We start from the raw sequence: 12883 nt of genomic DNA, 5'->3' as shown, positions 1-12883 counted from the left end.
AGCGTCCGTGAAAGACCTAGTCTTCCTTGGGCGTGATGACCTGGCGGCCGCGATAGGTGCCGGTCTTCAGGTCGATGTGGTGCGGGCGCTTCAGCTCGCCGGTGTCCTTGTCCTCGACATACACGTTCGAGGTCAGGGCGTCGTGGGCGCGGCGCATGTTGCGACGCGAGGGAGATACTTTGCGCTTCGGAACGGCCATGTCCGTCTCAATCTTCTAAGTCGGGCGCCGCCCAGAGCCGAAGCCTGTCTGGCGCGAAAACGATAGCGGCGGCCCCCAACCCTCATCAGAAGGATGCCGAGCCGCCACGCGAGGCGCGGCTTATGCATGATGCGCGCGACGATTTCAAGGCGTTTAAGCAGGCGTCAGACGACGCACGATCTTCGCCGGATTGCCGACCACCACGACGTCCGGCGGCACATCCTTCGTCACCACGGAACCGGCCCCGATGACAGCGCGATCCCCAATGGAGACGCCCGCCAGAACGATGGCGCCGCCGCCGATCCATACGTCGTCGCCGATGGTGATCGGCCGGGCCGTCTCATCGCCCCGACGCGCCACCGCGTCCAGCGGATGCTCGGGCGTCAGAAGCTGCACCCCCGGCCCGGCCTGGAAGTTGTCGCCGATTCGAATCTCGGCGCAGTCCAGGAACACGCAGTTGGCGTTGGCGAAGGCCCGCACCCCCAGATGGATGTTGACGCCATAGTCGCAGAAGAAGCCCGGCATGATCACCGCCTTGCCGTCGGCCGCGTTCACCAGCTGGTTGACCAGGGCGCTGCGACGGTCCCGATCCGGCTCGGCGTTGATGGCGACCGTCAGGCCCACGGCGCGGGCGCGTCCGTCCCGCAGATCGGCGTCGCCCGGATCGTAGGGCAGGCCCGCCAGCATCTTCTCGCGCTCGGTCATTCAGTCTCCATCAGGGCGTTCGCCACCGCTTCGCCGAGGGCCAGGGAACTGGTCAGGCCGGGGCTCTCGATGCCGAACAGGGCCATCAGGCCGTCGATCCCGTGATGCTCGCGTCCATGCAGTTGAAAGTCGGGCTGCGCCTCGCCCGGGCCATGCAGCTTGGGTCGAATGCCGGCGTAGTCGGGCGTCAGGGCGCCGTCGGGCAGGCCAGGCCAGAAGCGGCGGATGTATCGGGCGAACTCCTCCGCCTTGGCGGGATCGACCGAATAGTCCTCCACATCGACATAAACCAGATCGGGGCCGAACACGCCCTGCCCGCCCAGATCCTTGCGATAATGGGTGCCCAGAGCGCCGGGGATCGGCGGCGGATAGATAAGGCGGTCGAACGGCGCCGGGCCGACCAGCCGGAAATAAACGCCCTTGCCGAAATGGCCTGGCGGGATGTCGGTTGAGGGATAGCCCGCGATGCTGGCCGCCACGCCTTGCGCCGACAGACCCGGCGCCGTGACCAGAAGGCGGCTCGAGACGGTCATCGCCCCCTCCCCGCCCACACGAACGGAAAAACCGCCGCCCGACATCGGCTCGGCGCCTTCGAACGGGGCCGAGACCACGACCGAGCCGCCCGCATCCTCGATCTCGCCCTGCAAGGCCAGCATATAGCCGTGGCTATCGAACAGGCCGCTCTCGGGCGACAGGATGGCGGCATGGGCGTTCAGGGCCGGCTCCAGCGCCCGCGCCTGAGCGCCGGTCAGGTGCGCCAGCCCCTCCACGCCATTCGCCATGGCCTGTTCGAAGATGGCCTCGATCCGCCCGACCTCGGCCTCTTCGGTCGCCACGACCAGCTTGCCGCACTTCCAATGGTCGATCTTGCGACTGGACAGGAAATCATACAGCGCCCGCCGCCCCTCGACGCAGAAGCGGGCCTTGAGCGAGCCGGTCGGATAATAGAGCCCGCCGTGGACGACCTCGGAATTGCGCGAGGAGACGCCCTGGCCGATGTGGCCTTCCTTCTCCAGCACCAGAACCGTCAGACCCCGTTTCGACAGCGCCCGCGCGCAGGCCAGGCCGACGGCCCCGGCGCCCACGACGGTCGCGTCGAAATCGAATGAGGTTAGCAAAACGCAGCCATTTTCACACCAATGAACATGGATAGCGGCCACAAGGGCAGGATTGCGAACCCCCACCAGGCACGCGGCTCATTGCGGATGATGAACGCTCTCCAACCGTTGATCAGAACGCAAAGGATGGCGATTGGCGACGTAATGCCTGCAAGGATGAAGAGGGAAGCGGGCCAGCGCGCGCAGGAATCGCTCGCCATCCCCGACATGGCCGCAAACATCAGCAGCATGGGCGACGCCAAAACAAAGGCGGCCGTCGAAAGGACGAGGACCAACAGCAATACCCGGCTGCGTCGTTTATACAGTATGGGCTTCTGATCAGCCATCATGCGCTCTCAACGAAAGCGTCGGGCCGCTTCGTCTTCAAAGCATCCTATCAGCTTTTCCACCGCGCGGTCGAAGTTGGCTTGGAGCATCAGGTCCAGCATCCTGGACTTGAAGGCGAAATCGATCATGAACTCCAGCCGCGTCCCTTCGGGATGCGGAAAGAACTCCCAGCGGTTCTTCAGATGTTTGAACGGCCCGCGCAGCAGGCCGACCTCGACCTTGGGCGCATTGCGGTCGTGCCGAACCCAGGTCGAGAACCGCTCTTTCAGCACCGCGAACCCGACGCCCGCCTCGGCATCCACGACAGTCACACCTTCGGCCTCGACGCGGTCGTTCCAGACGCGCATCGACGTGACCCACGGCACAAAGTCGGGATAGGCCCGCACATCGGCGACCAGATCGGCAAGCTGTTCGGGCGCATAGGGCAGTATGCGCGTGACGCGATGGACCGCCATTCCAGGCTTAGCGCTTCAGCTGCGCCTCGCGCGCCGCCTTCAGCCGGGCGAAATCGTCGCCAGCGTGGTGCGACGAGCGCGTCAACGGCGACGAGGACACCATCAGGAAGCCCTTGGCCCGCGCGATCGCCTCATAGGCCTTGAACTCTTCAGGCGTGACGAAGCGATCGATGGCGGCGTGTTTGCGCGTCGGCTGCAGATATTGGCCGATGGTGATGAAGTCGACGCCGGCGGACCGCATGTCGTCCATCACCTGCATGACCTCTTCCTTGGTCTCGCCCAGACCGACCATGATGCCGGACTTGGTGAACTGCTCGGGGTCGCGCTCCTTGACCATCTGCAACAGACGCAGGGAATGGAAGTAGCGGGCGCCGGGCCGGATCTTCAGATACAGGCGCGGCACGGTTTCCAGGTTGTGATTGAAGACATCCGGCTTGGCGTCGATCATCACGGCGGCCGCGCCGTCCTTACGCAGGAAATCGGGCGTCAGGATTTCGATGGTGGTGTTCGGCGCCTGCAGGCGGATCTGGCGCACCACCTCGGCGAAGTGGGCCGCGCCGCCGTCCGACACGTCATCGCGGTCGACCGAGGTGATGACGACGTGGTTCAGACCCATCTGCTGCACGGCCTGACCGACCTTCCCCGGCTCTTCCGGGTCCAGCGGCTGGGGCAGGCCCGTCTTGACGTTGCAGAAGGCGCAGGCCCGCGTGCAGGTGTCGCCCATGATCATCAGTGTGGCGTGCTTCTGGCTCCAGCACTCGCCGATGTTCGGGCAGGCCGCCTCCTCGCAGACCGTCACCAGCCCCTTGGAGCGGACGATGTCCTTGGTGGCGTTATACTGGCCCGAACCGGGGGCCTTGACCCGCAGCCAGTCGGGCTTCTTCAGCACGACCGACTCCGGCCGGTTCTGCTTTTCGGGATGGCGCAGTTCGGACGGCTTGCGCTGCAGGGTGTCGATCAGGGTGACCATGGCGGGTATTTCGGACTTCAAAGCCCATTAGGCAAGCCAAACCCGGTTACAGATGCGCCGCAGGCGTGTTCTGGGCTTGGAACTCACGGCGCGTAACATATCTTTTCAACAAGACGCGGCGTCATTAATGACGAATGCCCGAACAACAGAGAGGGCCGTCGGCTCTCCGTAGGAGACGCGCTTGCGACAGGCTCTGGACCCCTCGCTTTACGACGTATCGCTCATCGACGCTTTGATCGAGGCGCGCTCGAAATACGGCGACAAGGAAATCCTTGAGGATCAGGACAGGCATCCCCTCACCTACACAGGTCTGATTCGCGCGGCCTTCGTCCTGGGGCGCAAGATCGCCGACATGACGCAGAAGGGGGATCGCGTCGCGATCCTGCTGCCGTCGTCAATGGGCGTGGTCGTCACCTTCTTTGGTCTGCACGCCCACGGCCGTGTGCCGGTGATGCTGAACTTCACCGCCGGCGAGGCCAATCTGAAGGCGGCCATCAAGGCCTCCGGCGTCAAGAAGGTGCTGACCGCCAAGCGGTTCATCGATCAGGCCAAGCTGGACGACCTGATCGTCGAGCTGAAGACGGTCGCCGACGTCGTCTGGCTGGACGACGTGCGAAACACCATCGGCCTGTCCGACAAGCTGTACGGCCTGGCCGCCGGCGCCGCGCCCAAGCGCTTTCGTGTGAAGACCGACCCGGATTCACCGGGCGTCGTCCTGTTCACCTCGGGCAGTTTCGGCACGCCGAAAGGCGTGGTGCTGAGCCAGAAGAATCTGGTCGCCAATGCCCGACAGGTCGCGGCCCATATCGATCTCGACCCCGCTTGGGTCATGTTCAACCCCCTGCCGACCTTCCACTGTTTCGGCCTGACCGGCGGGGTCATCCTGCCACTGCTGCAGGGGCTGAAGGCGTTCCAATATCCGTCGCCGCTGCACGCCAAACAGATCACGGACCTGCTGCCTCAGGTGAACGCCTCGATCCTGTTCGCGACCGACACCTTCCTGAGCCAGTATGCGCGCGTGGCCGAGCCGGACGACTTCGCCACGCTGAAGTTCGCCGTCGCCGGCGCCGAGAAGGTGCGCGAGGAGACGCGCGCCCTGTTCAACACCAAGTTCGGCGGCGTCGAACTGCTGGAAGGCTATGGCGCGACCGAGGCCTCGCCCGTCATCGCCGTGAACCACCCCGACCGCAATGCGCCGGGCACGGTGGGCCAGATGCTGCCGGGCATCGACTGGAAGCTGGAGCCTGTCGAGGGCATCGACGGCGGCGGTCGCCTGTTCCTGAAGGGGCCGAACGTCATGAGCGGCTATGTCACCTCGGCCGAGCCGCTGGCCTGGGAAGCCGTCGGCGACGACTGGCTGGACACCGGCGACATCGTGGATGTGGACGCCGAGGGCTATGTCACCATCAAGGGACGCGCCAAACGCTTCGCCAAGATCGGCGGGGAAATGGTCTCCCTGACGGCGGTGGAGGGTATCGCCGGCGCGGTCTGGCCCGAGCGTCGCCACGCCGTCGTCTCGATCCCCGACAGCCGCAAGGGCGAAAAACTGGTGCTGGTGACGGACCACGACGCCGCCGAGGTCGCGCCCCTGGCCGAATGGGCGCGCAACAACGGCGCGCCGGAACTGATCGTGCCCAAGAAGATCGTCAAGGTCTCCGAGGTGCCCGTCCTGGGCACCGGCAAGACCGACTATGTCGCCATCCAGAAGATGGTCGAGGCGGAAAAGGCGGCCTGATCCGGCCGCCGCGCCGACCTCAGCCGATCCGCACGCCCGTCATCGAGATCGAGCCGCCGTCGATCTTGTCGTTGAAGAAGCTGACAGGTTCGCCCGGCTGCTGCTGGGCGGCGACATAGAGGACCGGCAGATAGTGTTCGTCGGTCGGCACGCTCAGTTGCGCGTCCTCGGCCAGGCCCACCCAATCGATCAGGGCGTCGTGGTCGCCCCGCTCGAACGCCGCCTTAACCGCCTCGTTGAAGCCGGTGGCCCAGGCGTAGGGTTCGGCCCCGCCCTCGCGCTTCCAGGTCCGCAGATTATGGACGAAGTCGCCCGACCCGGCGATGACGATCCCCTCGTCGCGCAGAGGCGTCAGCGTCCTGGCCAGGTCGTAGTGTTGGCGCGCCGTCAGGTCGCGGTTCAGCGACAGTTGCACCACCGGCACATCCGCCTCAGGCCAGACATGACACAGCACCGACCAGGTTCCGTGATCCAGACCCCATTGCGGCGTCTGGACGGCGCCGGTCAGTTCCGACACCCGCGCCGCCAGTTCGGGCGATCCGGGCGCGGGATACAGCATCTCATGAAGTTCGCGCGGGAAGCCGCCGAAATCATGGATCGTTTCCGGTTTCTCCTGCGCCGTGACGCCCAGCCCGCGCGTCTCCCAGTGGGCGGACACCATGACCACGCCCCTGGGCTTGCCGATGGCCTGACCCAGGTCGCGCCAGGCGGCCCCATAGGGACCGCCCAAGGCATTCATGGGCGAGCCGTGACCGAAGAAGACGGCGGGCTGGCGCATCGGATCAGCCGTGCAGCTTCTTGGCCAGTTCGGCGATATGCTTGCCCTGAAAGCGGGCGCCGCCCAGGTCGATCTCGCTGGGCATCCGCGAGCCGTCCCCGCCGGTGATGGTCGAAGCGCCGTATGGCGAACCACCGTGAACCGCGTCCAGCGTCATCTGCGCCTGATACGAATAGGGCAGACCGACCACCGGCATCCCGTGGTGCATGAAGAAGTTGTGCAGGCCCTGGAAGGTGGATTCCTGGCCGCCATGCTGGGTCGCCGTGGCGGTGAAGGCGCCGCCGATCTTGCCGATCAGCGCGCCCGAGAACCACAGGCCGCCGGCCTGATCCAGGAAGGCGCGCATCTGCGACGCGGCCGAGCCGAAACGGGTGCCCGCGCCGATGATGATGGCGTCATAATCCTTCAGGTCGTCGATCTTGGCGACCGGGGCCTTCTGGTCCAGCTTGTAGTGCGAGGTCTTGGCCAGCTCTTGCGGCACGGTTTCCGGCACGCGCTTGATATCGACCACCGCGCCCTCGACCTCGCGCGCGCCCTCGGCGACGGCTTCGGCCATGGTTTCCAGGTGGCCATAGGTCGAATGATAGAGGACCAAGACTTTAGGCATCGGGGGAGGCTCCGTTGAATGACTGAGGCCGTTATTCGCAACAACGACCGTTGCTAACTTGGCGTGTCCTCCGTGTCGATGCAAGTCTCCCGCTCCGATTTCGGCTCGAACGGGCAGACGGCCGCGTAGAAAGCCGCGGACCCCGGCGCGGCGCGCCCACGCTGGCGATGAAAGCGATGCTCCATCACCATCGCCTGCTGTTCGATGTTCAGGCTGTCCCAACGACAGGTCGCAACCGCCTCATAGGCATAGGAGGCCGCCGTGTCCCCTGCCTTCAGCTTGGCCCACAGCAGATTGACGCCCTGTTGCGCCTGCCAGACGTGGGTCAGTTCGTGGATCAGCACACCCTGCGCCTGGGCCGATGCGGCGGCGAAATCCGTGACCAGGCTGTGTCTCGGCCAGACGATCCAGTCGCGCCCGAACCAGCGACCGGCCACGAAAGCGCGTCGAAACGGCCAGGCGATCAGTCGAATCCTGTCCAGCCGCAGGGCCGCGCCGAACGCCTCGCGCGCCAGCGCCGCCTCGGCGGGCGTCAGGGCGCGAACGCAGGGTCCCATGGCCGCACATATTCCCAATGCCAGGGTTCATAGATGTAGGGCACGAATCCGAATCGCCCCGCATTCTCGACCAGCCAACGATAGGTCGCCGTCCGCGCCATATATTCGCGGCTGGCGGGCGTCGTTGAATCCACCCCCAGACCCGGCGCCTGTCCCACATAGAGATCGACGGCCGTTCCGGTCCGGTGCGGCGAACAGACGGCGCGACGCAGGCCATCGCAATTGCCCTGCTGGGCGCAGCGCGCCGCATCCGCCTCCGGGTCACGGAAGCCCGAGAAGATCTGCAACAGTTCGGGATCGGCCGCGACCTCTGGAACCTCGGCCCGGGCGGCGGCGACCAGACGGCGATAAGCGTCCAGCACGTCGCGCCGCAACAGCCGCGTCAGCCGGTCGGCATGCTCCTCCTCGGCGACCAGATAGCCCAGTTGATTGATCGGCGGCGGCTCGGGGCACAGGCCGCCGACACGCGCCATCACGAACGGCCGCCGCTCCTGCCACACGCCCCGAAACACCTGAAAGGTGGCGGCGTCCAACAGGCCGGTCGGCGCCAGTCCATGCGTCTGCTGAAACCCCGCCAGCTGCGAGGCGAAGATGGGCGTGCCAGCGCCGCAGCGCGTGTGAAGCTCCTGTTGGATCAGCGGCAGATAGGGCCGCCAGCCCCATTCGGGCGTCCCGAACGGCGTCCACGGCATGGCGTAGGCCGCCTCGGCGTTGGCCAGTCCCTGCGCGCTCCAGACGTCGGCGTTGGTGTGGCATGGTCCCGCCGCCCTGGCCTGCCCGGCGAAGAGCAGTCCCACGACCAGACCGAACAGGGCGAGCAGGCGAAGCGACATCACCGCAGCAAGCCCCAAGCCGGCCACGAAGTCCACCATACCGCTGACGCGCCAAAGCTGCGATGGTGCAGCAGGTCCGACTCATCCGGGCCGTTTCGGACCCTCTTTCATGACCGCCCGATCCGCGTCCGCCCACACGACGCCTCGCCGTTCCAACGCTGTCCTGGCCGCCTTTTCCGGCCCCTGTCTGCCGCTGGCCGCGTTCGGGGTCGCCCTGCCGGTCACCCTGCCCGAGTTCTACGCCACCTTCGTCGGGCTGGAGCTGGGGGTGGTGGCCGCCGTCTTCATGGCGGTGCGGCTGATCGACATCGTCTTCGACCCCTTCATCGGTTGGGGCATGGATCGGACCAAGACGCGGTTTGGCCGCTATCGCCCGTGGATGGCGCTGTCGACGCCCATGCTGATGCTGGCCGCCTATATGATGTTCGTCGTGGTCCAGCCGGGCGCCCCGCCTGTCTATCTGTTCGGATGGCTGCTGTTTCTCTATCTCGGCTTCTCCATCGGCACCCTGGGCCAGCTCGGCTGGGCCGCCGTCCTGGCGCCGCAGTATGACCAGCGCAGCCGCGTCTATGGTTGGTGGCAGGTGTTCAACATCATCGGGGTGGTGCTGATCCTGGTGCTGCCGACCGTGGTGGTCCAGACGGGGATCGGGAACTACGCCGACGGCGTGCGGATCATGGGCTGGGCCATCGTGATCGCCCTGCCCGTCACCATTGGCCTGGCCATGATCGCCGTGCCCGAGCCGGTGACGTCCGGCGGCCAGCCACATGGCAGCCTGGGCGCCTATCTCGGCCTGTTCAGGAAGCCGGTGGTCAGGAAGCTGCTGCTGTCCGACCTGCTGCTGGGCGTGGCGCCGGGCATCACCGGCTCGCTGCTGTTCTTCTTCTTCGGCCAGATCCGGGGCTACGACCACACCCAGGCCGGGCTGTTCATGCTGTTCTATTTCATCGCCGGCCTGTGCGGCGCGCCCTTCTGGGCCTGGTACGCGACGCGCGTGGGCAAGGATCGCGGCCTGGCGATGGCCAGCGTCGTGTCCGCCGTCCTCTATGTCGGCGCGACCCTGGTTCCGGGCGGCAATTTCGTCCTGACGGCGGTGGTCATGTTCATCGCCGGCCTGCCCTATGCGGCGGGCCTGTTCCTGACCCGCGCCATGATGGCCGACGCCGGCGACGAGGAACGGTTCGAGACCGGCGTGGACCGCACCGGCCTGATGCTTTCGATCCTGTCGGCCACCACCAAGATCGGTCACGTCGTCGCACTGATCCCCTATCTGATCCTGCAAGGCGTCGGCTTCCGCGCCCTGCCCGGTCCAGCCGGCAACAGCGAGACGGCTCTGCTGACGCTACAGATCCTGTTCATCGCCGTGCCGGGCGTCCTGCTGATCCTGGCGGGCGTAGTCTTACGGAACTATCCGCTGACCGCGAAACGACACGACGAAATCCGCCTGGCGCTCGAAGCGCGCGACGCCGAGGCCCAGGTCGGAGCCAAGGCATGAGGCCGATCGACCGCCTGCTGGGCGTGATGGAGCGGCTGCGCGACCCGGACGGCGGCTGCCCGTGGGACGTGGAGCAGACCTTCGCCACCATCGCCCCCTATACGATCGAGGAGGCCTATGAGGTCGCCGACGCTATCGAGCGCAACGACCTGATCGAACTGAAGGGAGAACTGGGCGACCTGTTGTTCCAGGTCGTCTTCCACGCCCGCATGGCCGAGGAACAGGGTCTGTTCGCCTTTGACGACGTGGTCACGGCCATCGCCGACAAGCTGGAACGCCGCCACCCCCACGTCTTCGGCGACGAAGCCCAGCGGTCTTCGAAGGAACAGACCGTCGCCTGGGAGGTCATCAAGGCGGCCGAGCGCAAGGACCGTCAGAAGCCCGGCGTTCTGGACGACGTGCCGGTCGGCCTGCCCGCCCTGACCCGCGCCGCCAAACTGACCAAACGCGCCGGTCGCGTCGGCTTCGACTGGCCCTCGACCGACGAGGTGTTCGACAAACTGGCGGAAGAGGTCGAGGAGTTGCGCGTCGAAATCGCCGCCGGCGACCAGGCCAAGGCGCGCGAGGAGCTGGGCGACCTTCTGTTCGTCGTCGCCAACCTGGCCCGCAAACTGGACGTCGAACCCGAAGACGCCCTGCGCGCCGCCAACGCCAAGTTCGTGCGCCGGTTCGGCTTCATCGAGGCTGAACTGGCCAAGGGTGGACGCACGCCCGACCAATCGACGCTGGAGGAGATGGATCGCCTCTGGGACGCCGCAAAGGTCGCGGAAAAGGCCGCGCTTTCCCGCTGAACGGCTCTGCGTGACCTACGACCTGATCATCTTCGACTATGACGGCGTCGTCGCCGACAGCGAGGTGCTGAACAGCACCGTCATGGCCGAGCAGCTGACCGCCATCGGCCTGCCCACCACGCTGGACGAGGTGCTGGCCGCCTATACGGGCAAGCGCTGGCGCGACAACCGCCCCGTGGTCGAGGCCAGGCTGGGCCGCGCCTGCCCGGACGACTTCCACACCACCTGGTTCGCCACCTGCCGCCAGCGCGCGCCGCACCAATTGACGCCCGTGCCCGGCATGATCGACTTCGCCCACGCCCGGCCCGAAGCCCGCTGCATCGCCTCGTCCAGCGGCCCGGACTGGATCGGCGTCGGGCTGGACCTGTTCGGCCTGACCGAACATTTCGACGGATCGATCTTCACGGGACTGGCGGTCGAGCGCGGCAAGCCGCATCCCGATCTGTTCCTGCACGCCGCCCGCACCATGGGCGTCGATCCGGCCCGCGCCCTGGTCATCGAGGATTCGGAAGCCGGCGTGACCGCCGGCGTGGCGGCGGGCATGACGGTCGTGGGTCTGCTGGCCGGCGGCCATGTCCGCGACGGCCATGCCAAGCGTCTGGCTGCGCGCGGGGCCCATCATCTGGCCCGCGACTACGTCGAAGTCGCCGCCTTCATGGACCGCTGATCCACTTCAGGAATAGCGCAGCTCCTGAAGGTCCACTTCACGGATCAGCTTCTTGGCCGTTTCTTCGTCCAGCCGACGCAGACGCGCCAGCCGACCAAGCTCCTCGCGCTCGGCCGCCAGACCCGCCATTCGCAGATGTCGTTCGATCATGTCGCTCAGCCGGGCGGCCTCCACATCGTCCTCGTCGGTGCGGGTGCGGCTTTCGATGCGGTGCCGGTACAGTTCCATGATCCGGCTGGCCACGTCGGAATAGAGGTCGGGATTGGGCTTGCCCTCGGCCATGGCGTGCGAGGCATCTTCCACGGCGCGCAGGGCGGCGGAGGCGGCGGCGACCCGGCCGCGATCCTCCTCGCGCTCATGCGAGGGTTCGGGCGGCAGCTCCACCCCCTTCAGCAGGCGCGGCAGGGCGAAGGTCGCCACCAGCAGCGACACGATAATCACCGCCGCCGCCAGGAAGATGGCCAGGTTCCGCGACGGCATGGGCGAGCCGTCCCCCAGCACGAACGGCAGGGTCAGGATGCCCGCCAGGGTGATCGCGCCCCGCACCCCCGCCAGCGACATCACCAGCGTCAGCCGCAATCCCACGCGGGCGGGCGGCTGGCGATGGCGTCGCCGATACAGGGTCAGCTTCAGCGAGGTCCACACCCAGATGAACCGCAACGCCGCCAAGGCCCCTACGATGGCGAACACATAGACCGCCAGCCACCAGACCTCGGGTCGGCTGGTCCCGCGCACCACCTCGGCCGCGCGCGACAGGATCGACGGCATCTGTTCGCCCAGGATCACGAAGATGATGCCGTTGGCGACGAACTGCACCGTGTCCCACACCACGCTGCGCCGAATGCGGGTCATGGCCATGGACTGGCCGGGAATGCCGTCCCGCTCGGTGAAGCTCATGGTGATGCCGGCGGCCACGGCGGCCAGAATGCCGGAGGCCTTCAACTCTTCGGCGATCAGATAGGCGGCGAACGGGATCAGCAAGCTGACCAGTATCTGCGCGCCGACATCTTCGCCCCAGCGTCGGCTGATGATGGTCTTGGCGTAGCTGATGGCCATGGCGCTGGCCACGCCCACCGCCACCCCGACCAGGGCCAGCCACAGGAAGGCGCCGACGGCGTGGCCGATGGAAAAGGCGCCGGTCGTCGCCGCAATCACCGCGATCCGCATACAGGTCAGGCCCGTCGCGTCGTTCAGCAGCGACTCGCCCTCCAGAATATGCATCAACCGCTTGGGAATCGGCGCGCGGGCGGCGATGGCCTGAACCGCGATGGGGTCCGTCGGCGACAGGATGGCCGCCAGGGCGAAGGCCACCGGCATCGGCATTTCCGGGATCATCCACCACATCAGGAAGCCCAGCCCCAGGACGGTGAACAGCACCAGACCCAGCGCCAGTTCCAGGATCACCGCCCGGTCGCGGAACAGATCTTCCTTGGGGATGCGCCAGCCGTCCAGAAACAGCAGCGGCGGCAGGAACAACAGAAAGAAGATGTCCGGCTTCAGATCGACCGTCGAGCCGGTGATCAGCACCAGCCCGGCCCCCAGCGCGATCTGCACCAACGGCAGGGCGATCCGCGTGATCCGAGCGATCGAACCCGACACTACGACGGCCAGAAGCAGCAGTAGTATGGTTTCGATCAGATGCATTG

The 12883-nt window shown here is 66.5% G+C and carries 15 protein-coding genes; 4 read left to right on the top strand and 11 right to left on the bottom strand.

Going from position 1 to position 12883, the window contains the following annotated elements; translation table 11 throughout:
- Positions 1–16: 16 nt before the first annotated feature.
- The 6 genes from rpmF to lipA all read right to left on the bottom strand — a co-directional run bounded on the left by rpmF (position 17) and on the right by lipA (position 3774).
- Positions 17–199 (bottom strand): 50S ribosomal protein L32, encoded by a 183-nt coding sequence (gene rpmF, locus SH203_RS00370; protein WP_026108365.1) that lies wholly within the window; start codon positions 197–199, stop codon positions 17–19.
- 153 nt (positions 200–352) lie between these two features.
- Positions 353–904: a sugar O-acetyltransferase gene (locus SH203_RS15895; protein WP_087118906.1), complete on the bottom strand. Its 552-nt coding sequence runs from the start codon at positions 902–904 to the stop codon at positions 353–355.
- Positions 901–2022 (bottom strand): NAD(P)/FAD-dependent oxidoreductase, encoded by a 1122-nt coding sequence (locus tag SH203_RS00360; protein WP_087118905.1) that lies wholly within the window; start codon positions 2020–2022, stop codon positions 901–903. Before SH203_RS00360 ends, SH203_RS15895 begins: the two co-directional genes overlap by 4 nt.
- On the bottom strand, positions 2016–2348 hold the full coding sequence (locus SH203_RS00355; protein WP_143275645.1) for a hypothetical protein: 333 nt from the start codon (positions 2346–2348) through the stop codon (positions 2016–2018). Before SH203_RS00355 ends, SH203_RS00360 begins: the two co-directional genes overlap by 7 nt.
- 9 nt (positions 2349–2357) lie before the next feature.
- On the bottom strand, positions 2358–2804 hold the full coding sequence (locus SH203_RS00350) for a type II toxin-antitoxin system RatA family toxin (RefSeq protein ID WP_087118903.1): 447 nt from the start codon (positions 2802–2804) through the stop codon (positions 2358–2360).
- Between the two features lie 7 nt (positions 2805–2811).
- Positions 2812–3774, bottom strand: a complete 963-nt coding sequence (gene lipA / locus SH203_RS00345) for a lipoyl synthase (protein WP_087118902.1) — start codon at positions 3772–3774, stop codon at positions 2812–2814.
- Positions 3775–3955: 181 nt separating this feature from the next.
- Here lipA and SH203_RS00340 point away from each other — a divergent pair, with 181 nt between their 5' ends.
- On the top strand, positions 3956–5509 hold the full coding sequence (locus SH203_RS00340; protein ID WP_087118901.1) for an AMP-binding protein: 1554 nt from the start codon (positions 3956–3958) through the stop codon (positions 5507–5509).
- A gap of 19 nt (positions 5510–5528) precedes the next feature.
- On the opposite strand, the gene ygiD is transcribed toward SH203_RS00340, so the two are convergent.
- From ygiD to SH203_RS00320, 4 genes are read right to left on the bottom strand one after another with little or no spacing between them, the layout of a single operon-like run.
- Positions 5529–6287, bottom strand: coding sequence for a 4,5-DOPA dioxygenase extradiol (gene ygiD / locus SH203_RS00335; protein WP_087118900.1), 759 nt, complete (start codon positions 6285–6287; stop codon positions 5529–5531).
- Positions 6288–6291: 4 nt separating this feature from the next.
- A complete protein-coding gene (wrbA, locus tag SH203_RS00330) occupies positions 6292–6894 on the bottom strand; it encodes an NAD(P)H:quinone oxidoreductase (protein ID WP_087118899.1) in 603 nt (200 codons plus the stop codon).
- 53 nt (positions 6895–6947) lie between these two features.
- Positions 6948–7451, bottom strand: coding sequence for a hypothetical protein (locus SH203_RS00325; RefSeq protein WP_234989320.1), 504 nt, complete (start codon positions 7449–7451; stop codon positions 6948–6950).
- Positions 7427–8284: a D-alanyl-D-alanine carboxypeptidase family protein gene (locus SH203_RS00320; protein ID WP_087119516.1), complete on the bottom strand. Its 858-nt coding sequence runs from the start codon at positions 8282–8284 to the stop codon at positions 7427–7429. The genes SH203_RS00325 and SH203_RS00320 overlap by 25 nt, the downstream gene beginning before the upstream one ends.
- Positions 8285–8393: 109 nt before the next feature.
- Here SH203_RS00320 and SH203_RS00315 point away from each other — a divergent pair, with 109 nt between their 5' ends.
- Genes SH203_RS00315 through SH203_RS00305 form a run of 3 tightly spaced genes read left to right on the top strand, consistent with a single transcriptional unit; the run spans position 8394 to position 11237 of the window.
- The gene (locus SH203_RS00315) at positions 8394–9779 is read left to right on the top strand and encodes an MFS transporter (protein WP_087118898.1); all 1386 of its coding nucleotides are present in this window, start codon (positions 8394–8396) and stop codon (positions 9777–9779) included.
- Positions 9776–10570 (top strand): nucleoside triphosphate pyrophosphohydrolase, encoded by a 795-nt coding sequence (gene mazG, locus SH203_RS00310; protein WP_087118897.1) that lies wholly within the window; start codon positions 9776–9778, stop codon positions 10568–10570. Before SH203_RS00315 ends, mazG begins: the two co-directional genes overlap by 4 nt.
- A 10-nt stretch (positions 10571–10580) precedes the next feature.
- Positions 10581–11237 carry an HAD family phosphatase gene (locus SH203_RS00305; protein ID WP_087118896.1) on the top strand — a complete coding sequence of 219 codons (657 nt, stop codon included), beginning with the start codon at positions 10581–10583 and terminating at the stop codon, positions 11235–11237.
- 6 nt (positions 11238–11243) lie between these two features.
- Here SH203_RS00305 and SH203_RS00300 read toward each other — a convergent pair whose 3' ends face one another.
- The gene (locus SH203_RS00300; RefSeq protein WP_087118895.1) at positions 11244–12881 is read right to left on the bottom strand and encodes a Na+/H+ antiporter; all 1638 of its coding nucleotides are present in this window, start codon (positions 12879–12881) and stop codon (positions 11244–11246) included.
- Positions 12882–12883: the final 2 nt, after the last annotated feature.

Source organism: Brevundimonas sp. SH203, from assembly GCF_002157625.1.
GTDB lineage: Bacteria > Pseudomonadota > Alphaproteobacteria > Caulobacterales > Caulobacteraceae > Brevundimonas.
The sequence above is the reverse complement of the archived record's forward strand: the minus strand, read 5'-3'. Positions and strand labels throughout refer to the sequence as shown.